Origin of the sequence: Halobacillus litoralis, assembly GCF_009856445.1 — a bacterium.
In the GTDB taxonomy this organism is placed as follows: Bacteria; Bacillota; Bacilli; order Bacillales; family Halobacillaceae; genus Halobacillus; species Halobacillus litoralis.
This window is the reverse complement of the sequence record NZ_WMFA01000002.1, coordinates 134,573-154,389: the sequence shown is the minus strand read 5'-3', so window position 1 is coordinate 154,389 and position 19,817 is coordinate 134,573. Positions and strand designations below refer to the sequence as shown.

The 19,817-nt window shown below is 44.6% G+C and carries 22 protein-coding genes; 7 read left to right on the top strand and 15 right to left on the bottom strand.

What is annotated here, in order from left to right; translation table 11 throughout:
- The first annotated feature begins 5 nt into the window (after positions 1 to 5).
- A complete protein-coding gene (locus GLW00_RS05910) occupies positions 6 to 1,439 on the top strand; it encodes an aldehyde dehydrogenase family protein (protein ID WP_160912177.1) in 1,434 nt (477 codons plus the stop codon).
- A gap of 37 nt (positions 1,440 to 1,476) precedes the next feature.
- Here GLW00_RS05910 and GLW00_RS05905 read toward each other — a convergent pair whose 3' ends face one another.
- The 3 genes from GLW00_RS05905 to GLW00_RS05895 form a co-directional block, all read right to left on the bottom strand.
- Complete coding sequence (locus GLW00_RS05905; RefSeq protein ID WP_272482806.1) at positions 1,477 to 2,787, bottom strand: Glu/Leu/Phe/Val family dehydrogenase; 1,311 nt, start codon at positions 2,785 to 2,787, stop codon at positions 1,477 to 1,479.
- An 83-nt stretch (positions 2,788 to 2,870) separates the two neighbouring features.
- Complete coding sequence (locus GLW00_RS05900; protein WP_160912175.1) at positions 2,871 to 3,845, bottom strand: cation diffusion facilitator family transporter; 975 nt, start codon at positions 3,843 to 3,845, stop codon at positions 2,871 to 2,873.
- 187 nt (positions 3,846 to 4,032) lie between these two features.
- Positions 4,033 to 4,659 (bottom strand): FMN-dependent NADH-azoreductase, encoded by a 627-nt coding sequence (locus tag GLW00_RS05895; RefSeq protein WP_160912173.1) that lies wholly within the window; start codon positions 4,657 to 4,659, stop codon positions 4,033 to 4,035.
- 299 nt (positions 4,660 to 4,958) lie between these two features.
- Between GLW00_RS05895 and GLW00_RS05890 the strand changes: the two genes are divergently transcribed.
- On the top strand, positions 4,959 to 5,144 hold the full coding sequence (locus GLW00_RS05890) for a YjzC family protein (RefSeq protein WP_160912171.1): 186 nt from the start codon (positions 4,959 to 4,961) through the stop codon (positions 5,142 to 5,144).
- A gap of 58 nt (positions 5,145 to 5,202) precedes the next feature.
- Here the strand turns inward: GLW00_RS05890 and GLW00_RS05885 are convergent, their stop codons facing one another.
- Both GLW00_RS05885 and GLW00_RS05880 read right to left on the bottom strand, forming a co-directional pair.
- On the bottom strand, positions 5,203 to 5,427 hold the full coding sequence (locus GLW00_RS05885) for a hypothetical protein (protein ID WP_160912169.1): 225 nt from the start codon (positions 5,425 to 5,427) through the stop codon (positions 5,203 to 5,205).
- A 100-nt stretch (positions 5,428 to 5,527) separates the two neighbouring features.
- Complete coding sequence (locus GLW00_RS05880; protein WP_160912168.1) at positions 5,528 to 6,505, bottom strand: aminoglycoside phosphotransferase family protein; 978 nt, start codon at positions 6,503 to 6,505, stop codon at positions 5,528 to 5,530.
- A 212-nt stretch (positions 6,506 to 6,717) separates the two neighbouring features.
- Here GLW00_RS05880 and GLW00_RS05875 point away from each other — a divergent pair, with 212 nt between their 5' ends.
- From GLW00_RS05875 to GLW00_RS05860, 4 genes are read left to right on the top strand one after another with little or no spacing between them, the layout of a single operon-like run.
- Positions 6,718 to 7,953 (top strand): Zn-dependent hydrolase, encoded by a 1,236-nt coding sequence (locus GLW00_RS05875; RefSeq protein ID WP_160912166.1) that lies wholly within the window; start codon positions 6,718 to 6,720, stop codon positions 7,951 to 7,953.
- A gap of 15 nt (positions 7,954 to 7,968) precedes the next feature.
- Positions 7,969 to 9,579 carry an amidohydrolase gene (locus GLW00_RS05870; RefSeq protein ID WP_160912164.1) on the top strand — a complete coding sequence of 537 codons (1,611 nt, stop codon included), beginning with the start codon at positions 7,969 to 7,971 and terminating at the stop codon, positions 9,577 to 9,579.
- Complete coding sequence (locus GLW00_RS05865; RefSeq protein WP_160912162.1) at positions 9,576 to 9,797, top strand: DUF3311 domain-containing protein; 222 nt, start codon at positions 9,576 to 9,578, stop codon at positions 9,795 to 9,797. Before GLW00_RS05870 ends, GLW00_RS05865 begins: the two co-directional genes overlap by 4 nt.
- Positions 9,798 to 11,267 (top strand): sodium:solute symporter family protein, encoded by a 1,470-nt coding sequence (locus GLW00_RS05860; protein ID WP_160912160.1) that lies wholly within the window; start codon positions 9,798 to 9,800, stop codon positions 11,265 to 11,267.
- A gap of 302 nt (positions 11,268 to 11,569) precedes the next feature.
- Here the strand turns inward: GLW00_RS05860 and GLW00_RS20645 are convergent, their stop codons facing one another.
- The 4 genes from GLW00_RS20645 to GLW00_RS05840 form a co-directional block, all read right to left on the bottom strand.
- Positions 11,570 to 11,920: a histidine phosphatase family protein gene (locus GLW00_RS20645; protein ID WP_237417452.1), complete on the bottom strand. Its 351-nt coding sequence runs from the start codon at positions 11,918 to 11,920 to the stop codon at positions 11,570 to 11,572.
- A complete protein-coding gene (locus GLW00_RS05850) occupies positions 11,877 to 12,308 on the bottom strand; it encodes a hypothetical protein (RefSeq protein WP_160912159.1) in 432 nt (143 codons plus the stop codon). The genes GLW00_RS20645 and GLW00_RS05850 overlap by 44 nt, the downstream gene beginning before the upstream one ends.
- A gap of 133 nt (positions 12,309 to 12,441) precedes the next feature.
- On the bottom strand, positions 12,442 to 13,908 hold the full coding sequence (panF, locus tag GLW00_RS05845) for a sodium/pantothenate symporter (RefSeq protein WP_160912157.1): 1,467 nt from the start codon (positions 13,906 to 13,908) through the stop codon (positions 12,442 to 12,444).
- Positions 13,905 to 14,186, bottom strand: a complete 282-nt coding sequence (locus GLW00_RS05840; protein WP_237417451.1) for a YhdT family protein — start codon at positions 14,184 to 14,186, stop codon at positions 13,905 to 13,907. Before GLW00_RS05840 ends, panF begins: the two co-directional genes overlap by 4 nt.
- Positions 14,187 to 15,064: 878 nt before the next feature.
- Here GLW00_RS05840 and GLW00_RS05835 point away from each other — a divergent pair.
- Positions 15,065 to 15,367, top strand: a complete 303-nt coding sequence (locus tag GLW00_RS05835) for a hypothetical protein (RefSeq protein WP_160912155.1) — start codon at positions 15,065 to 15,067, stop codon at positions 15,365 to 15,367.
- A gap of 193 nt (positions 15,368 to 15,560) precedes the next feature.
- Here the strand turns inward: GLW00_RS05835 and GLW00_RS05830 are convergent, their stop codons facing one another.
- From GLW00_RS05830 to GLW00_RS05805, 6 genes are all read right to left on the bottom strand, one after another.
- Positions 15,561 to 16,088 carry a GNAT family N-acetyltransferase gene (locus GLW00_RS05830; RefSeq protein WP_160912153.1) on the bottom strand — a complete coding sequence of 176 codons (528 nt, stop codon included), beginning with the start codon at positions 16,086 to 16,088 and terminating at the stop codon, positions 15,561 to 15,563.
- Positions 16,089 to 16,148: 60 nt separating this feature from the next.
- A complete protein-coding gene (locus GLW00_RS05825) occupies positions 16,149 to 16,535 on the bottom strand; it encodes a VOC family protein (RefSeq protein ID WP_160912151.1) in 387 nt (128 codons plus the stop codon).
- A gap of 49 nt (positions 16,536 to 16,584) precedes the next feature.
- Positions 16,585 to 17,211, bottom strand: a complete 627-nt coding sequence (locus GLW00_RS05820) for an HAD family hydrolase (protein WP_237417450.1) — start codon at positions 17,209 to 17,211, stop codon at positions 16,585 to 16,587.
- Positions 17,208 to 17,651: a GNAT family N-acetyltransferase gene (locus tag GLW00_RS05815; protein WP_160912150.1), complete on the bottom strand. Its 444-nt coding sequence runs from the start codon at positions 17,649 to 17,651 to the stop codon at positions 17,208 to 17,210. Before GLW00_RS05815 ends, GLW00_RS05820 begins: the two co-directional genes overlap by 4 nt.
- A 3-nt stretch (positions 17,652 to 17,654) precedes the next feature.
- Entirely contained in the window at positions 17,655 to 18,080 is a 426-nt protein-coding gene (locus GLW00_RS05810; RefSeq protein ID WP_160912148.1) for a DUF1801 domain-containing protein, read from the bottom strand.
- Between the two features lie 112 nt (positions 18,081 to 18,192).
- Positions 18,193 to 19,734 (bottom strand): methyl-accepting chemotaxis protein, encoded by a 1,542-nt coding sequence (locus tag GLW00_RS05805; RefSeq protein WP_160912146.1) that lies wholly within the window; start codon positions 19,732 to 19,734, stop codon positions 18,193 to 18,195.
- Positions 19,735 to 19,817: the final 83 nt, after the last annotated feature.

Below are 19,817 nucleotides of genomic sequence, written 5' to 3'. Positions count from 1 at the left end.
AACACATGAAAATCGGTTCCATTATCAATGGTGAAGAATATCAGGAAGACTCTCGGGAAATCATGATTGTTAAAAATCCTTACAACGAGGAAATCGTGGCAGAACTCGCTTTAGCTAACGAAGACGACTTGAACAAAGCGATTGATATTAGCTACGACACTTTCCATCAGACGATGAAAAAAATGCCTGCCCATGACCGGGCAGATATTCTTTTAAGAGCATCGGAACTTTTAGAAGAGCGTAAAGATGATTTTGCCGAAACCATCACGAAAGAGGCTGGCAAACCACTACAATTCAGCCAGGGGGAAGTGCAGCGTTCGGTTCAGGTCCTCCGCTTTGCTGCAGAAGAAGCGAAGCACATCGAAGGGAAAGTGATTCCGATGGATGCAGCGATTGGCGGCGAAAACCGGATCGGGTTCACGAAACGTGTCCCGCTCGGTGTGGTCGCAGCCATCACACCGTTCAATTTCCCTTTAAACTTAACCTTGCATAAAGTGGCTCCTGCCATTGCAGCGGGCAACACAATTGTATTGAAACCAGCAGAGAAAACGCCGGTCTCGGCCTATAAACTTGTTCAGCTTCTTCATGAAGCCGGACTTCCCAAAGGCGCGCTGAACTTCCTGCTCGGAACAGGAAAAGAAATCGGGGACCCTCTTGTCAAGCATGATAAAATCCATAAGGTTACGTTTACCGGAAGCCTACCTGTCGGACGAACGATCCGTGAGAATGCCGGATTTAAAAAGGTAACGCTAGAACTTGGCTCCAACAGTCCGAATATACTCTTTGAAGATGCTGACCTGGATTATGCAGTTTCTAGTCTAGTCAAAGGGGCTTTTGCTTTTTCAGGACAGGTTTGTATATCGGCTCAGCGAATTTATGTGCACCAGAATATCTACGAACGTTTTTTGAGTGCGTTTATTGAGAAAACAGAAGCGCTGAAGATCGGTGACCCAATGAACGAGGATACGGACTTTGGACCAATGATTAATGAAGATGAAGCACAACGAGCGAAAATGTGGATCGATGATGCGGTAGACAATGGCGCGAAAGTGGAAACAGGTGGTGAACGGGATGGTACGTTATTGAAACCAACCATTATGACAAACGTCAAAAGCGACATGAAGATTATCGCAGAAGAAGTTTTCGCTCCCATCGTTTCTGTCATTCCATTTTCATCAGAAAACCAAGTCGTCCACCAGTCCAACGACTCCATTTATGGACTGCAGGCCGGCATTTTCACCAGGGATATTGATCGGGCCTTTCGTGTAGCCGATCAACTGGAAATGGGTGGAGTCTGGATCAATGAAATGTCCACCTACCGTCAGGACAACCATCCGTATGGTGGTGTGAAAAAGAGCGGTATCGGCCGGGAAGGTGTCCAATACGCGCTTGAGGATATGACTGAACTGAAGTTTTATGGAATAAGGCTGAATGGGTAAAAAAGCTGCTGTCCGACAATCCGGACAGCAGCTTTTTTTATGAAGTACGATCTTTTTCTCCAATCCAGCCACGAGCATCCATCGCTTTGACGAGATGGCTGATGCCTACCATATATGCAGCATCACGCATCCGGCACCCTTTTTCTTCTTTCATCTGTATGACCTTTTCAAAGCCTGTCAACATTTTCTCTTCTAATTGCTTATTGATTTCATCTACTTTCCAGTAGTAATTCATATTATTCTGGACCCATTCGAAATAGGAAACCGTCACGCCGCCAGCATTGCAAAGAATATCAGGAATGACGAAGATCCCTTTTTCTTCAAGGATTTTATCGCCAGCCGGGGTTGTGGGACCATTGGCTGCTTCGGCGAGAATTTTCGCCTGAATGGTCGGTGCCGTTTCTTCTGTCACCTGATTTTCAATGGCTGCAGGGATGAGAATATCAACAGGAAGGCTGAACATCTTTTCATTCGTGATCGGTTCTGCTTTTTCATAAGAGGAAGCATAGTTTTCTCCATTGTTCGTGAAAGCAAGCAAATCCGGAATATCGAGACCACCTTCTTTATAGACGCCCCCTTTAGCATCGGTGACCGCTACAATTTTCACACCCAGTTCATGCAAGAATTTTGCCGTCATGCTACCTACGTTCCCAAACCCTTGAATGGCCGCGGTGGCTTCTGTCATTTCAATTCCCAGAACTTTACATGCTTCCCGTATCGTAAATACGACCCCGCGCCCCGTTGCTTGAAGACGGCCAAGCGATCCACCTAAAACAACAGGTTTCCCAGTCAGCATACCCGGAATGTTGTATCCTCGAAGCTGATCGAACTCGTCAATCATCCATCCCATGACTTTCGGATTTGTATTCACGTCCGGGGCCGGGATATCTTTCTGAGGTCCGATGATTGGAGTGATTTTCTTGATGTAGTTTCGACTCAGGCTTTCCAATTCATTTTCTGATAACTGATCAGGATCAACAATAACCCCACCTTTCCCTCCTCCTAAAGGAAGGTCGATAATCGCTGATTTCAATGACATCCAGATAGAGAGAGCCTTCACTTCATCTAAATTTACATCTGGATGGAAACGAATCCCACCCTTGGTCGGTCCGAGAATATCCATATGCTGTGACCGGTACCCGGTGAAATTTTCAATCCGTCCATCGTCCATCCTAACCGGAATGGAAACTTCAAACACCCGCATCGGTTTTTTCAACAAATGATAGATGTTTTCATGAAGCCCCAACGTCTCCACCGATTCCTTCAGTAGACCCTTCACAATCTCATAAGGATTGTGACCATGCGTCATAATATCCGACTCCACCTTATCGTACTGATCCTTACCCATACTCCCACCTCATCCTTCCATATTTTTCCTTACCAAGTCATACATTTTCTTCCACACCAGGTCTTACAGTAATTCCCAAACCATTAAACTTCATTTTTATCTGGGTCCCAAGATAATTGATGATCATCTTCATCTGATTCAATAATCACTTCTTTTACCCCGCGCTGGTTTAGAATTTTTTTCTCAAGGCCACCAAGAACTTGATCGATTTTTTCTATGGACATTTCCGGATCGAACTCCAGTTTCAATTCGACATGCAGTTCTTCCCCTTCTTTCATCACCATTAGCTTTTTGATATCGCGAACTTCAGGGTGCTCAAAGACAAACTCTCCGATTTTCTCTTCCATTTCTTCATCCGCCACCCCTAACACGCCGGCTGCATTGTCTAAGAATATACGCCCAACTACATAAAACAGCATCACACCGATGATGACAGACGCATAACCTTCAGCTGTATGAAATGGTGTATAGGTGGCAATAAGAATGGAAATCATCGCAATGAGCGCCCCCGATGTCGCGACCATATCTTCAAGGAAAACCAGCTTTGTCGCCGGTTTTGCTCGACCGAGATTGGCGAGGCTCACTTTTACAACCTCCATTCCTTTGACATCTGCCTCTCCGATGTCTTTGACAACTTCTTTCATGGCTTTGTACAAAACAAAAGACTCTAGAATTGCAGCAACTCCTAACACCGTTAAGTTCAGCCACAGCCAGGAGCCTGCTTCAGGAGGATGAAGAATGTGATGAATACCTTCTTTGATCGTTTCATAAGCCAAAATGCCAACGATAATGACAGCACCAAGCAAAACCAGGTTTACAAGCCGGGCAAACCCATTTGGAAATTTGTCAGTCGGTGCTTTTTTACTAAGGGCAGAGCCTATAAATACAAAGAATTGATTGGCCATGTCGCCTATGCTGTGCATCATCTCCGCAAACATCGCCACATTTCCAGTAATGAAGTATGCTATGCCCTTGATCACGGCAATCGTAGCGTTAATGATGCTTGCCCATAATGCCGGTTTATTTCCTTTTTTCAATAAGACAAACAACTCTCTCATCTCTAACCCCTTTCCGACCCCAGCTTCTCCCCATAGTTTCCCAAGATTGTACGGAAATCATTCCATAAAATGTCTGACCAGGTCTTACAGATTCTTCCGCACCAGGTATTACATTTTATCCCAATTAAAAAACCAAATAAAAAAAGGCATCCCGATTAGGATGCCTTTTTTTATTCTTGATCATGAATTAGAAGGAAGCAGCTGTAGATGCGGCTTCTTCCAAGCCTTCTTCGATGATTTTTTCTGCGCGATTAGGGAATTGGTTATGCCCTTCTACCACTAGGGTCGTAATATCTTTAACTCCCCAGAATTGCAGGATATTTTCAACATAATTCACAGCCATCTCTGCAGATTTCGCCGGACCTTCTGAATAAACACCGCCGCGTGCATTTAACAGGGCTACCTTTTTATCCGGAAGCAGTCCCTCAGGTCCTTCTTCTGTATAGCGGAACGTCTGACCAGCCTGAGCAAGGTAGTCGAAATACGTGTGCAGCACAGCAGGAATGGTGAAATTCCAAAGCGGGAAGGCAAAAACGACTTTGTCAGCTTCAAGGAACTGATCCAAGTAGGCTGTCACCGTATTCGTCGCTTCGATTTCGGCTTGAGTAAGCTCCATACCTTTAGCAAGCTTAAACATGCCATTGATCTTATCATTGTCATAGTAGTCCAGGTTTTCCTCGAACAAGTCGAGTTCCTCTATTTCATGTTCCGGGTGGACCTTTCTATAGTTATCCAAGAATGTGTGATAAAGTTTGACGCTCACAGACTGTTCCATTGGTCTGGAATTAGCTTTTACGAAAAGTACTTTTGTCATGGTGTGAACCTCCATTTATATATATTAGTTGTTACAGCAACTGTAAGTGAAAAGGAAACGAATGATAGCTGTTCGAACACAGGATCATTTTTATGTCCGTAATTCGAGATGTTGCTACACAAACTATCCAACGTGATACATCTTATAAACTTATGGTGTAGTTGTCAAACGACAAGTCCTGGAATTAAAAACTCCTCCAAATGTAACATTTTTACAAAAAGAGGTTTTCACTCTGACGAATGCGGATATATAGCTTATGTGCGCACAACAAAAACAAATTAGAAAGGATGTATTTCTAAATGGCTGATCGTTACAAAACAGGTGAACAAGCTCCAGAAGCAGGTACTTACGAATTTGATGGTTTAGTGGATGGTCGTAAAAATAACAATGTAACAGAGGATGAGAAACATATCGAATTAAGCAATGGCGATACGTTCCCACCTCTTCGCTCCAGTAAGGAAGCCGCGTACTGGAAAAAAGCATAATCATACACACTATGTCACATAGAAAAGTCCTGGACATCCCCCTGCCCAGGACTTTTCGTCATTTTTTTTTCCCATTTATCACTTTTAATGCTGGCGCCTGTTTTTCGTCTGGCTGACGCTCGAACGATGTAATCGTCGCCCCGATTCCAATGGTGAGTGAACCATCTGACTCCACACGGAACAACGTACCGGGCTCTTTGACTCGGATGGATTGGACATTGTGTCTGGCAAACACCTGCTGCAGGTCTCCGATCAGTTCATCTTTTCCATATGTGAAACCCATTTTGTCACTCCCTAAATGATCCTCTATTACTAGTAGGATATGTAAAAAGAGAGACAAACATGCTCGTTAATTCTGTGACCCTTCTTAAGTAGGCGATTAATCATAGAGGAGACTTCTCATAACGGGCCTTATATATTTCAAGCGCCATAAGATGAGTGGCTTTTGCTCTTTGTTGTGTTTGCTCTTTTACCTCAGGAAATTTCTCAGCTTCTACATAATCCGCAAGCACATCTATGATGTCATCTAATAATTTCGCTTTAAAATAAAGCTTCATCCGCTTAACCACAGCATCACCTGCAAGTACTCTCACTTTTTCCTCCCACATCGGCCACTCATCGGTACCAAACCAAGGCCAAAGCAAAGATGCATAATCCGCTGCGGCGTCACCAAGAGTAAGATCATCCCAGTCAATGATACAGAACTCCTTCTCATTCACTAAGATATTTTGCTGACTCAGGTCATTGTGAACGACATCTTCTGCTGGACGTTGAAAATGAATGGACTGTTGAATTTCCTTTTCCAAATCATCTGTCACTTCGTGAAACCAATCAAAGGTGTTCTTTTTTACAAAAGGTAAGCTTGCTCTATGAGAATTGATGATATGCAGATCTTCCCGTAATCGACGGATATACGTTTCGGTCATGGCATCAGCACAAGTCTGCTCCCCCGCTTCAAGCTCTTTTTTCAGCTTTGAATCTCCATGCAGCTGACTTACTTTTGATAGGATTTCATCCGTACCCGCACCCCCGTCCCACGCTTTTCCTTCGAAAAAGTCAAACACAAGGCCATAAGGGCGGCCCGGGATGACGGTTTTATGGATTTCCAGCAGCAGCTTAGGTGCATGGTAATTTTCTCTCAAATAATCATGAAGACGTGTCCATTGTTTCAGCCTGTCCATATGGTTCTCTTTGGCGAATTTCACATGCATGCGTTTCTTCCCATCGCTAATTTGATAGGACTGGTTCACAAAACCACCAGGATTCCATATATACCGAATGATGATTTTTTCAGTATGCAATCCAAGTCCTGCTTTGTGCGCCCATTGCTTCAATCGTGTGGCATTCTCTTGAGCATTCATTCTTGATCCCCCTCTTTATATCTCTTCTTCAATAAACGGCACTCTTCCTCCTCTCAAAAAACCAGTCCTCTATAAACTTGGCCTCCTAACCGACAACTTGTACAAAATGACCTCTTTCTACCGCTCCTTCCTAACGAACCATTTAACATTTTGTCAATTGTCAGACAATTATGAACTTGATATAGTTAGTTAAAACAAGGAGGAGATCCAACTTGAAGATTAATCAAAAAAGATTTCAGGAACACATCGAAACCCTGGCCAAAATCGGAAAGATTGGAGAAACAGGGGTCTGTCGACTCGCACATTCAAAAGAAGACCGAGAAGCTGTCGATGTTGTCCGCGTTTGGATGGAAGAAGCCGGACTGGATGCCCATATCGATGGATTTGGAAACTTAGTTGGTCGTATCGAAGGAAAAGAAAAAGATAAACCGATTCTCATGTTAGGTTCACATATCGACTCCCAGCCCTATGGCGGCCGCTTTGACGGAACGCTAGGTGCTTTAGGTGCTATCGAAGTTGTACATACCATGAAAGAAGAAGGCATTACTCCCAATCGCTCGATTGAAGTCATCTGCTTTGCAGACGAAGAAGGTTCCCGATTCAATAAAGGCGTCTTCGGCGTTCGCGGGATCATCGGTCAGCTTGAAGATGGTGAACTCGAGCGAAAAGACAAAAATGGGGTCACCCGGTTGGAAGCACTCAGAGAATTTGGTGTCGAGCCTGATCTGAGTCAAAGCCCTGTCTACAAACCCGGGGACATTGAAGCATTTCTTGAACTCCACATTGAGCAGGGACCTGTTCTCGAATCACAAGACAAACCTGTGGGAATCGTATCCGCCATTTCCGGTCCGATCTGGCTGACCGTGACGCTTGAAGGATTTGCCGGACACGCAGGATCCGTCCCGATGAATTTAAGGCAGGATGCATTCTTAGGAGCCTCCATTATTACAAAAGAGTTTAATGAACTTGTCCGCAATGAAGGCACGCCGAATACAGTCGGTACCGTCGGCAGTGTCCAGACTTTCCCGAATTCCCGCAACATCATCCCTGAAAAAGTCGAGTTCACGATTGACCTTCGTGATATAGACTTGGATGCCCGCACAAAACTCGAAAAGAAACTCTACGAAGTCATCGAACATACGAGCAAAGAACTGAACCTTGAATACTCGATCAGTGAAGATACCCGCAGTGATCCACGCTATTGCGCAGACTGGATCAAAGACATCATGAAAACAGAAGACGAACAACTCGGTTACGATTCGCCAACTTTAATGAGCGGTCCTTTTCACGATGCCTTATTCATGTCCTACATCAGTGATTACGGAATGATTTTCGTACGATGTGAAAAAGGGATCAGCCACAACCCGCTGGAATATGCCGAAATGGAAGACATGCAAAAAGGGGTGGAGCTTCTTTATCATACCGCTCTGAAAATCGCTCAGTCCTAGATGGAGGGAGAAAAAATGAGAGCAACCAAAGTATTCATCAACGGAGAAGTCATAACCGCCGATCAATCGGGTACGGTTTATGAAGCTCTTGCTATCAGAGGAGAGCGGATTCTCCAGGTTGGAACGACGTCCGAAGTTATGGAACGGTCCGATGATAACACAGAGATTATTAATTTGAATGGGAAAAGTCTGCTTCCCGGATTCAATGATGCCCATGCCCACCTTGAGTTGTACGGTACCAATCAGCTCGGGGTAAACATGAAGCAGGTGAATTCCATAGACTCTATCATTGAGAAACTTCAAACACGGGCAGAGCAAACACCTTCAGGAGAATGGGTTCGCGGCTGGGGATACAATCAAAACAACCTGCTCGAGGATCGCCATTTGACCAAATGGGATTTGGACAAAGTGTCCACCTCCCATCCAATCATTGTTGTGCGGACCTGTGGTCATATCTCATGTGTAAACAGCAAAGCTCTGGAAATGGCAGGTATCCATTTACAAACACCAAACCCACCTGGTGGGACCTATCACAGGGATGGTGACGAGCTTACTGGACTATTATTGGAAGCCGCTCATATGAAGATGTTCCAGCTTGCCGATTATTCAGAAGACGAGGTCATGCTCGGGCTCCAAATGGCCTCGGATCGCTTTTTGCAAAATGGAATAACAAGTCTACATGATGCAGGTGGATATGGCACAAAACATATCCGTTATTTACAAAAGGGTGCACAAGAAGGAAAGATCAGACAACGCGTTTATGTCATGTATGCCTCCCTCTTTGATTCTCCATCCGTTGTCAAAGCCGGAGTCGAAAGCGGAATCATGACAGGACTCGGTGACGACACGTTTAAAATCGGTCCTGCGAAAGTTTTCATTGATGGAAGCAGCAGCGGCCCCACATGCAAAACCCGGGAGCCGTATACAAGTAACCCAAATGATTCTGGCATTTTGTATATGGACCAAAACGAATTGGACCAACACCTCCTGCCCGCCCATAAAAAAGGCTGGCAGATTACCGCCCATGCCATGGGGGATGAAGCCGTACATATGCTGCTGACCACAATTGAGCGAGCGCTCAATCACAAGCCATCTACCGATCACCGTCACCGACTTGAGCATGCAGGAATCACTCCTCCTGACCTTGTAGAAAGGATAAAAGCGACGCGTGCTGTTCCCATTCCAAACCCTGCATTTCTTTACGAATTCGGAGATGGATATATCAACGATTATGGTGAAAGAGTCCACTACTTCTTCCCGTTAAAAAGCTATATAGAGCAGGATATCCCTTTTGCCATCGGTTCCGATAGTCCCATAACAACGGTGAATCCACTGATCGGTATCCATGCAGCTGTCAATCGGACAAGCAAACACGGCCACCCTGTCGGTCAAAACCAATCCATTACGGTCGAAGAAGCGATCCGCGCTTATACATGGGCAGGGGCTTATGCCAGCGGTGAAGAAGATTTGAAAGGAACCTTAGAACCAGTCAAGTACGCAGATTTCGTTATTCTCGACCAATCCATTTTGCGTTGTCCCTCACAGAAAATAAAAGACATCCAAGTAGAAATGACAATTTTAAACGGAGATATCGTGTATGAAAAACAAAAGGAGGATGCCCATTGACGAAGCAAAAGTTTATTAAAATTTATTGTCTTTCTCTAGCCATTCCATTTTTACTTCTCGTCTTCCCGTTGTTCTCCATCGCCAACAGGGAAACCCCATTCATTATCGGTTTACCTTTTTCGGTATTCTGGGTCATTTTTTGGATCGTTGTCACATTCATCATCGTCTTATTCCTTTACAAAATCGACCCTGACAAAGACGAAAAGGAGGTCCACTAAATGGCACAATGGCAAATTGCAATGATCATGATGATCGGTTATCTCGTCGTCGCTTTATTCATCGGTGTATTAGCCGGACGTAACCAGGACAAAAGTTCACTAGAAGAGTTCACGACAGCAAAAGGGAATCTCGGGTTGTTCGTCATGTGGTTCCTCATGGGTGGAGCCGTTTTCAGTGCATTCTCTTTCCTTGGGGCACCAGGGTGGGCTTTTTCACGCGGTGCACCTGCCTTGTACATCATCACATACACCGCTTTCGCCATCTTACCTTGGTATATCATTGGACCGAAAATTGGAGCCATCGGCCGCAAACATAACATTTATACAGTCGCTAGTTTTTTACAGCTGCGCTACTCCAGTCGTGTGATCGCCATGATTATCGGTATCGTCGCTCTCCTGGCTTCCATCCAGTACTTGGCCACACAAATGAAAGGGATGGCCTATATCTTCAACATCATGACAGAAGGACGAATTCCTTTTTGGCTTGGAGCATTGCTTTCTTATGGAATTGTCGTCGTTTACGTAGCTACAGGCGGGCTGCGTGCTGCTGCTTGGTCTGATGTATTTCAAGGGATTCTCATGATCGTCATCTCCTGGACAGTCGGACTAACGATCGTCAATCAGCTTCATGACAGTGTCCCGAACATGTTCCGGAATTTGACGCAGGACAATCCAGGGTTTCTGCAAATCGGTGCGGAAGGTTCTACGATGTCTACCATGGCTTACACCACCACGATTCTTGTATCGACCATCGGTTTTCTCATGTGGCCGCACTTGTTTTCAAAATCCTACGCTACCAAAGCGCGGACGATTAAAAAAACCGTACTCGTCTATCCGATGTTCGCCTTGTTCCTAATCCCGCTTCTTTTTGTCGGATTCTCTGCCGTTAACGTCATCCAAGCCGATCAAATCGGTTCTCCGGATGAAATCCTGCCCTACCTGATCACAACCGTTCTCACGTTGCCGGGGTGGGTGTACGGTCTTGTCGGAGCTGGGGCCCTTGCTGCTGCTATGAGTACTGCGGATGCTATCACGCACAGTGCTTCCCTTGAGTTCACAGATGGTTTGATCCGCAACGTAAAAAGAGACCTTTCATCAAAAACGACGCTTTTAATTATGAGAATCGGCGTCTTCGTCATCGGAGGTCTTGCCTATTTTATTACTGTGTTTGGTGGGCAGGGATTGATTGCCCTCCTACTTGGAGCCTACGGATCTATCGTTCAATTCGCCCCAGGTGTCTATGGTGCTTTGTATTCCAAAAAAATCACGGCACCTGCTGTCATTACCGGGTTAATATCGGGGACTGTCGTCAACTACTACTTCCAGCTTGTCGCGGACTCCCCACCATTGGATATTAATCCAGGTATCCTTGGCTTGATCGTTAACGTTGGACTCGTCGTTCTAATCAGTGCCTTTTCTCAAGGAAAAGAGATGCCAATGGCAGAGGAATATAGAAAAATAGGTTCATAATAAAAAGGACTCAGCGCTTAATAAGCTCTGAGTCTTCTCATATAAATAAAGAATTGGCTGACGAATACAAAGAGATAAGCCGGTCTTCTTTATTACACGTTTACCCTTATCCAGCCCGTCTCTTTCGGAAAGTCTTTACGAGTCAATGTTTTTCTTTCCATCCATTGCCTGTAAGCTGTCATTGTACCATCATGTGTGACCACGAAAACACGGTCTTTCCCTAGCTGCTTACACCAATGAATCAATTCAGAAGCAGCATCTACAAATTCCTTTTCAGGGATTGCATTGATCCCCTCCGCCCATCACTTTCCACCTAAATGGAAGTCCGGAAATTCCCCAGCCACCCGGTCTTTAGTCAAAATCTGATCACAGGGTAAAATCTCCCACTCTTTTTTTTGCGGAAACATACGTGGGCCCACAGCAGGATTCACCATCACCCTGCATGGAATACCTTCACTCCAATGAGCAGCTGTTTGCAAAGTCCTCACTGTCGGACTGACGATGAGAAAATCTTCAGAAACCAGCGGCCACGTTTCCTGCAACTTTCTCGCCTGGTTCTCTCCACGAATGGTCAATTCCGGGTGCAGGTTATGTAATCGATCAGGTTTTTCAGTATGTTCCCCTTCCCCGTGGCGTACGAATACCAGCTCCATCATTGGCCTCCTTTTTATACTTTCTACCCATTTTCCTTACATAACTAAGAATATGATGTACGATGACATACACAAAAACACACCCTACGATAAAAGCCGAAACCCATAATCCCTCTCTCATTTCCAGCGAGGAAGTGAGCAGAACGATGCCGCTTAACACCAAACCTATGAACATATAATAAGAAAAGCTTTGCCACCATCTTCGCTTACACCGTACACGTTCGATGAATATAGACAGAGGGATTCCCAGTAAAAAGTAAACGAGGAGAGTGTACAAAAAAATAAGAGTTGAAACATTAAGATCTCCTGCAGATAGTACGTTCAAAGCAATGGCTACGATAGTGGACGAAATAAAAGCAGCTAAAACCCCCGTATAAATGTTCTTCATTCATTAAACCTCCGTCCTGACTTTAGAACCTAAGGTGTTATTTCCCGAGCAATATTTATCCAAACCGTAACACAGTCTATCCATTGTTTTCCACAAAAAAAAAGGATGGAGCAACCTCCATCCTCTTTCCTATTTATGCACTCCACATTTTTTGGAACACACGTTCCTGGATTTTCTCATGCCGTTTCATAGTCAATAAGCTAAACAGAACATAAGCAAGCAGACTTAAAAGTACGGGCAGGACCACTGTATGCATCCCAAACGCCTGCGGCATAAAGCTGTGAAATAGAATATAGCTTCCCACCCCGGTCAAAATAGAAGCAATGGCTCCGCTGGCATTTCCTTTTTTCCAATATAACCCCATGATGACAGGCCAGATGAAAGCTGCTTCCAGCCCACCAAAAGCAAATAAATTTAACCAAATTAGTAAATCCGGCGGCTGAATCGCCATGGCAAATACGAGAATACCTATGACAGCAGTGACGGAAATACTCAGTCGTTTCACCTTCTTCGCACTTGCTTCAGGATTTACATAATTCATATACACATCTTTCACCACCGCTGAACTAACAAGCAGGAGCAGTGAATCGACGGTCGACATGATCGCAGCCATTGGGGCTGCAAGAACAATGCCTGCCAGCCACGCCGGGAGCACCTCCATTGCAATCCGCGGCATCACCGTGTCACCGACTTCAATTCCTGGAAGGACAGACCTTGCGAAAACCCCTGTCAAATGCATGCCCAGCATGATTACACCAACAACCACAGTTCCAATAATTAAGGCGCGGTGCATCCCTCGTGAGCTTTTATAACTCATGGCACGGACGGCGACTTGCGGCAGACCCACGACACCAACCCCGACAAGGATCCAGAAAGAAGATACATAAGCCGGCGTAAGGGAACGATCCGCACCGTATGGTGAAATTAAATCCGGATTTTCTGCAGCAAGATCAGAGATAATATTTCCAATACCCCCTCCTGCGAGAATCGTACCAATCAGGATAATCATCGTACCGAAAAACATGATGACTCCCTGCACAGTATCCGTAATCGCTACAGCACGGAACCCGCCGATAATGACGTACACAAGCACGGAAACGGCGAAAATGAACAAAGCAGCCGTGTAGGAAAGCCCTGTAAAGGATTCAATCAGGCGGGCACCTCCGACCCACTGCGCCGCCATTGCGGAGAACAAGAAAATAATAATACTTGCCGCTGATAGGATGACCACCCATTTACTCTGATAGCGTTCCTTCAGGAAGTCCACAAGTGTGACGGCACGGATTTTCCTTGCCATAATGGCAAATTTCTTTCCAAGGACGGACAGGACGAAATAGCCCGTCGCAAGCTGGGTCATGGAAAGCAGCACCCATCCTAGACCGACTGTGTAAGCGACTCCGGGGCCACCGACAAAACTGCTGGCACTTCCATAGGTGGCAACCATCGTCATCGCTAATATGAACCCACCAAGCTGGCGGCTTCCTAAAAAATATTCCTGTACAAAATCTGCACTGGACTTTAAGTATTTCGAAGCATAAAAGCCAATAAAAAAGATGATGACTAAAAATAGTAACAGTGGTAAGACAACGCCCCAGTTCATTCTTCCTCCTCCTCATCCAGCTGAACTTCTTTGAATAAAAATTTGACTGCGAGAATGACGAGAAGGAAGATCAGGACTGTGACGGCAATACAACTATAAAAAAACCAGGCGGGAAAGCCGAAGATGTAGTCATACTCCTCCACAGGACCCGAGCCGAGGCCATAAGCAAATCCATACCAAAGAACGAAGTTCACCACAACCAGAGTAACTCCAATCAATGCTTCTTTATTCGCAATTTTGTACCGCGGATCTTCCATCCGCTTATCTTGATGATTCATAGAATATTCCCCCTTGCCTAACCGAACGTCTACCTATTCCTGTATTTCTTCCATTGATGCATTCATGTTTTCTTCTTTTCCAAGCTTACCGAAAAATCACTGGTCTGTCTGCACCCTTTTTTTCATAAATACGTGCTACTCCTCCCATTTCAAACATAAAGTATGAATGTTCCATTTTTAAAGATAAGCTCCCTTTAGTGGAAGACTCAGTTTCGAGATGATTGTAAGGTTCTAGGGGCTCCGGGAAAAGGTTCGCTTTCCATGGGGCGGGCGGTGAGCCTCCTCAGGCTACGCCTTCCGGGGTCTCACCTGTCCCACACGTCCCATAGGAGTCTCACCGTTTCCCTCCACCCCTTTACCTTTTAAGTGTCTCGAAACCACTTCTAAAAGGGCAGCTTGTATGGTTGAGGGAAGTGGATGATTAGACAACATGTATTCTTAAACAAGGTTCCAATTCTTCTCCCCTAGGCGGGCGTATAGTGTGTTGTATCAAACATTTCCGTTTGCTAAACGGCAATGGGGTAGAGTTTACATCATTCACTTCTCATAACCATACAAGCTAAGTTTTCCAGTAGTGGTTTCGAGACTCTGATATAGCAAAGGGGCGAAGGGGAATGGCGAGACTCCTGCGGGAAAAAAGTGCAGGGTGAGACCCCACAGGACGCAGTCCGAGGAGGCTCACCGCGCTCCCGCGGAAAGCGAGTCATTCCCCGCAGCCCCCATGCACTCAACAAACGTCTCGAAACTGAGTCTTCCACAATCCTTCCACTTTAATAAATAAGAAACATGTCTATTTTTAATTAAGAAAACTTTTGCTTGCTTTACTGTCTGCATCATGTAAAATGGATATATTCATAGATACAAAGGGAGTGCGTGGAATGAAGAGACACTCGGCCTTGTTCATAGTCATCCTGCTTCTTAGTTTCTCTTTGCCGTTCACATACGGTGAACACCACAGCGGCTATTTCAAAGGCGACGTCCAGGAAAGCACTCTACTTGAAACACCGTCCTCAAACGATGATCCAACGGACAAAACATTTGTCCTCCCAGCTTTATTTGGTCTTCTTTTGATTGTACATTTGTGTACCAAAGTCACACCAACATTCGTGAGGACTTTTCGCAAGTTATTTTTTCTGAATCCGGTATTCTATCAATCCAATTATGTGATCCAATACCTTTGATGTTGTCCAAATAAGCCAACACTCAAAGGAGGTTTCACCTATGTTATGGTTCAGAATGATTATGATCGGTATGTTCTCCTTAACAGCCATGTCCTTGTTATCCTACCAGGGAACAGAGATCTACCATGCTTTCCTAGAATTCTTCAGCAAAAAATAATTTTAAACCCATACGCCGTTCAGGCGTATGGGTTTTTCATAAGGTAAATTCCAGTTGGATATCTCTGGGTTCGCGATAATAAATAGCTGAGTTCAGTTCCTGAGCTGGTAGACATCCCATTTTCCGGTAAAACTTCTGGGTTTCCAGAGAGGGATGGGCGCCAATATACAGTTTCTCCGCCCCCAATGCTTTAGCAGCCGCGCAAGCTTCCTGAAAGAGCCGACTCCCTAAACCGGTTCCCCTAAGCTCCCTGGTCACGTGTATGTAGGAAAGTTCCCGGTATATGGACATTTCTCCAAATGGAGCCGCTTCAATCACAGCAAACCCATGGACATTATGTCCCTTCATTGCTGCTACTACAGCTCCTCCACTTTTTATCACCATCCGGATGTGGTGGATGATTCTCTGTTTATCTTCTTCACTCCAATGCTCTTCAAATGAATCCGGTTTTTCGTTAAACCTGCCCGATTGTAACACCCATACACGGTCCGTTTTTTGATAACGGTCAAAAGAATCAAGCATGTGAATGTGAACGTCGCCCGTTTTCAATAGAATAATGTTCATTTCCTCTCCCACCCAATCACGGCTTCAAAAAGGAGCCCCGTCATGGCAGCCCCGTTTATCTTATTTATAAAGAAGATTCAATCGCTCTTCCTCTTCTTTCTTGTCATGATACTCATAAAAACCTACCCCGTTACCCCAAGGATCTACAAAAGTCCCCCATTTGACAGGAACCTCTTCACGTGAATGGATCTCAAAGCGGGCAATGTTCAATTCCTGAACCAAAAGGTCTCTTGTCGCCTCAAGATCTGTAACACCTATTCGAAAAGGCCCACTATTCTTTGAGGGTGTGCCCTCTGCCAATTGCAGCCAGAATCCAGGAATGACCTCCCATTCAACGAAACCTTCATGAGGGATGAAATCAGGCTTCTTTCCTAACAATTTCTCATACCATTGTTGTCCTTCTAATAGATCAGGCACACGAATTTGGTTGGTTACTTCGAATAGCACGAGCGTTCCTCCTTAGTATTCATCTTTTGTAAAAGTGCTGGGAGTTCAGTCAGTTGGGAAATGGAATGGAAACCCAATGATTCTTCCTCTTTCCTATCCTTTTCCAAACGGCTGTCATCCCCACTTTTTCTGCGGCCTGGACATCGTTTTCCAAATGATCCCCCACATATACACACGCTTCTGGTGGCATTTTCATCTGTTCCATCGCTCGTTCAAATAGTATGGGATCAGGCTTTTTCACACCTTCCCATTCTGAGATGAGGATGGTTTCGAAAAAAGATTGAATACCCAAAGCCTTGATGTTGTCCATTTGGAAACGTCCTTTTCCATTTGTAATGAGCCCCAGGCGAAAGTGGTTTGCGATTAAGTCCAGTAATACTTCCTGCAGTCCTTGAAAAGAAATACAATGTTGACTGAAAGACGCATGATAATCCTGATAGAGTTCTTCTTCTGTTTCCTTGCCGAACTCGAGTTCTTGTGCAAGTTGTTGATAAACATAATCCTTAGCCACGTACCCTTGCTCATCCAATGCTATGAATCTTGAGACGTAAGTTTTTCTCGGTACAGACTTGAGAGACTTCTTATAACGGAGGTATTGATGAGTAATAAATTGTTCGACAGAAGCATCACGATCCAAAAGCGTCCGGTCCAAGTCGAAAATGACAGCTTTGATCATAGACGATGTCCTTCTTCTCTCGCTTTTCGATAGCCGTAAAAGGAACAGTTCTCTTCTACTTGAAAACCACAAGACTCATAGAAAGAAAAATTCTCATTCGACGTATGCGCAAACCAATCCCCATGTGGAAGTTTTTCCATACATAGAGAAATGAGTTTATGAGCTAGTCCTTTTCCACGGTATGGTTTTGAAACAACCAAGTCCATTATTGTTGCCATCATGACCCGATCAGAAACGACTCGAACCATTCCTACCATTTCTTCCTGATCCCAAACCGTAAACGCCCAAGTCGAGTTCTCAAAGATGAGAGAAAATTTTTCTTCCTGCCATGAAGGGCCTCCCTGGGACCAGCCCACCTCTTCAAACAGCTGTTTCACGCGTTTGGCAGGCAATCCACTGGTGCCTTCACGAATCGTTAATCCATGGAAATATTGATACATTGATTATTCCTCCGGATACATTCGCTGCAAGAAGGAGACAGATTGAAGGATCAATTTCTTTAAAACCTCTTCATCAATGTCTTCCACCTTGTTAATGTACACACACGCTTTACCACTCTTGTGTTTCCCGAATTTCTCAAGAAGCTCTTCACGTTCCGGATCACCCGTTGCAAAATAAAGACTGATTTTCGCTTTTCTTGGAGAAAAGCCTACCAGAGGGGCGTCACCTTCATGTCCCGACTTATATTTATAATGATAAGAACCGAAGCCAATGATGGAAGATCCCCACATCTTCGCCTCATACCCCGTTGTTTCAGTAAAAATATCCAACAATCGGTAGGCGTCTTCCCGCTTTTTTGAATGATCCACTTCTTCAATGAATGACATCACACTTCGCTCATTCTGCTTTGTCTTTTGTTCATAAGCCATTTCTCCCACCCCTTTCCCCATGTTCTATACTAGTTCCACCATCTGCCCTCTATCTCCTGTTAAAAAACAAAAGAAAAAAAGAGCCCCTGCAACGGAACCCCCTTTTCACTCATCAACTGACAACTTTCAACTTCGGTTTTCCACCCTCTTGGCTTCCACCCATTACTTTTGTAATATGCTGGACGTCCTGAACCATCTTCGTCATTTTCCTTGTTTCTGAGGCCATTTTGTCAACACGCTCCAGCTGCTGTTTGGAGAGGCGCAAAATGTTTTGGTTTTGACCTTTTCCTTCTTTTGTAAACTGGAGTAAACTTTCAAAAGAATGGGAGAATAGATCGACCGTTGACAAAAGCTGTTGACTCGATGCACTGATTTCATCTGTCTGCTTTTCAACCTCTTCTGACTGCACTAGGATTCCCTTGAAATTTCCTTCCATATTCGTCACATGCTCGAGGCTCGTTTCCATTTTCCTTCTTCCATCACTCGCATGAATACTCGCTTTTGTTACATGCTCACCAATCGCATCAACAATCGAGAAGATGCGTTTCGTTGCATGACCAGACTGTTCCGCAAGCTTCTGCACTTCTTGTGCAACAACGCTGAAACCTTTTCCATGTTCACCCGCCCTGGCTGCTTCAATAGAAGCATTCAAGGCCAGCAATTTCGTATGGTCCGTGATCGAGGCGATTTCCTTTGTCAGTTCACTGATGTGATTCGAGTAGGTTTGTAAGGCTTGGATGTTATCACTCGTTTCCGTGAAGCTGTTTTCTGTAGAATGAAGGTGGGTCGAAATTTCTGCAAGGGAAGCCTTTCCCTCCTGGGTTGCTGCTGAGGTCTTTTTCGCCTGACCGGATACAACCTCAATACTGCTTGTAATCTGTTCCACAGCGGCTTGTATATCCGATAAATTCAGAGCGCGGTTCTCTGCCTCCTTCACTTGTTCCTCAGCGTTCTGACTCCGCCTTTGCAACAAACCTTCCATCTCATTAAACGATCGTGAAGATTGGTGTGAAGTTTGATTCATAACATCTGTTGTATTTTTCAACGACTTCCCAACCGACTGCAATTGATGAAGGAGCTGATCCGCTTCTGCTTGTTTTTTCTGAGAAAGTTCGGTTAACTCTTTTACATGTGTGTTCTTCTGGAGTATTTGATAGGAGGTTCCGGCACTCGTCAAAATCAAATAAAAAGCATGAAGAGAGAACATGAACCATGAATAATTTTCCGTTCCATAAAAGAAATCCATTCCCCAAAACATGGTCACAAAATGAAAGAGTGCAAAAAGGAGCGTCATCACTGCTATGATTTCTGTTCGATCATAAAAAGCAATCAATGCAACCACAAGAAAGATAGAAAAATGATAGACAACCATTCCTTCACCATTCGTAATCATCCCTATGCTAATGAACGTGAATAAGAGACTCATGAACCACGGGATTGCTGCGTGGTTCCGTTTTTTCAGATAGATGAAGAATGTCATGCCATATAAAAGAAATGGCACAGCCAGGTATGTATATAAAAAAGGAGTATAAGCCTTAAAATCATCTACACTCCAGTTCAGTTGCAAATTTCTGTGAGTCAGATGAATGACCATCATCAACAATAAGCCAACAGCTCCAAACATGAGCATCGTCCGATTCTTTTTTTCTTCCATACTAACCACCCTCAAATGATAAGACTTTGGATTACAAGTACCAATAAAGGATAAAACTTTGAATTCAAAGCTTTTCCCGCTCT

Bases quoted from the DNA above. Each gene is read 5' to 3' on its own strand.
- GLW00_RS05910 (WP_160912177.1), top strand. From the start codon at position 6: ATGAAAATCGGTTCCATTATCAATGGTGAAGAATATCAGGAAGACTCT.
- GLW00_RS05905 (WP_272482806.1), bottom strand. From the start codon at position 2,787: ATGGGTAAGGATCAGTACGATAAGGTGGAGTCGGATATTATGACGCAT.
- GLW00_RS05900 (WP_160912175.1), bottom strand. From the start codon at position 3,845: ATGAGAGAGTTGTTTGTCTTATTGAAAAAAGGAAATAAACCGGCATTA.
- GLW00_RS05895 (WP_160912173.1), bottom strand. From the start codon at position 4,659: ATGACAAAAGTACTTTTCGTAAAAGCTAATTCCAGACCAATGGAACAG.
- GLW00_RS05890 (WP_160912171.1), top strand. From the start codon at position 4,959: ATGGCTGATCGTTACAAAACAGGTGAACAAGCTCCAGAAGCAGGTACT.
- GLW00_RS05885 (WP_160912169.1), bottom strand. From the start codon at position 5,427: ATGGGTTTCACATATGGAAAAGATGAACTGATCGGAGACCTGCAGCAG.
- GLW00_RS05880 (WP_160912168.1), bottom strand. From the start codon at position 6,505: ATGAATGCTCAAGAGAATGCCACACGATTGAAGCAATGGGCGCACAAA.
- GLW00_RS05870 (WP_160912164.1), top strand. From the start codon at position 7,969: ATGAGAGCAACCAAAGTATTCATCAACGGAGAAGTCATAACCGCCGAT.
- GLW00_RS05860 (WP_160912160.1), top strand. From the start codon at position 9,798: ATGGCACAATGGCAAATTGCAATGATCATGATGATCGGTTATCTCGTC.
- GLW00_RS20645 (WP_237417452.1), bottom strand. From the start codon at position 11,920: ATGGAGCTGGTATTCGTACGCCACGGGGAAGGGGAACATACTGAAAAA.
- GLW00_RS05850 (WP_160912159.1), bottom strand. From the start codon at position 12,308: ATGAAGAACATTTATACGGGGGTTTTAGCTGCTTTTATTTCGTCCACT.
- panF (WP_160912157.1), bottom strand. From the start codon at position 13,908: ATGAACTGGGGCGTTGTCTTACCACTGTTACTATTTTTAGTCATCATC.
- GLW00_RS05840 (WP_237417451.1), bottom strand. From the start codon at position 14,186: ATGAATCATCAAGATAAGCGGATGGAAGATCCGCGGTACAAAATTGCG.
- GLW00_RS05835 (WP_160912155.1), top strand. From the start codon at position 15,065: ATGAAGAGACACTCGGCCTTGTTCATAGTCATCCTGCTTCTTAGTTTC.
- GLW00_RS05830 (WP_160912153.1), bottom strand. From the start codon at position 16,088: ATGAACATTATTCTATTGAAAACGGGCGACGTTCACATTCACATGCTT.
- GLW00_RS05820 (WP_237417450.1), bottom strand. From the start codon at position 17,211: ATGATCAAAGCTGTCATTTTCGACTTGGACCGGACGCTTTTGGATCGT.
- GLW00_RS05815 (WP_160912150.1), bottom strand. From the start codon at position 17,651: ATGTATCAATATTTCCATGGATTAACGATTCGTGAAGGCACCAGTGGA.
- GLW00_RS05810 (WP_160912148.1), bottom strand. From the start codon at position 18,080: ATGGCTTATGAACAAAAGACAAAGCAGAATGAGCGAAGTGTGATGTCA.
- GLW00_RS05805 (WP_160912146.1), bottom strand. From the start codon at position 19,734: ATGGAAGAAAAAAAGAATCGGACGATGCTCATGTTTGGAGCTGTTGGC.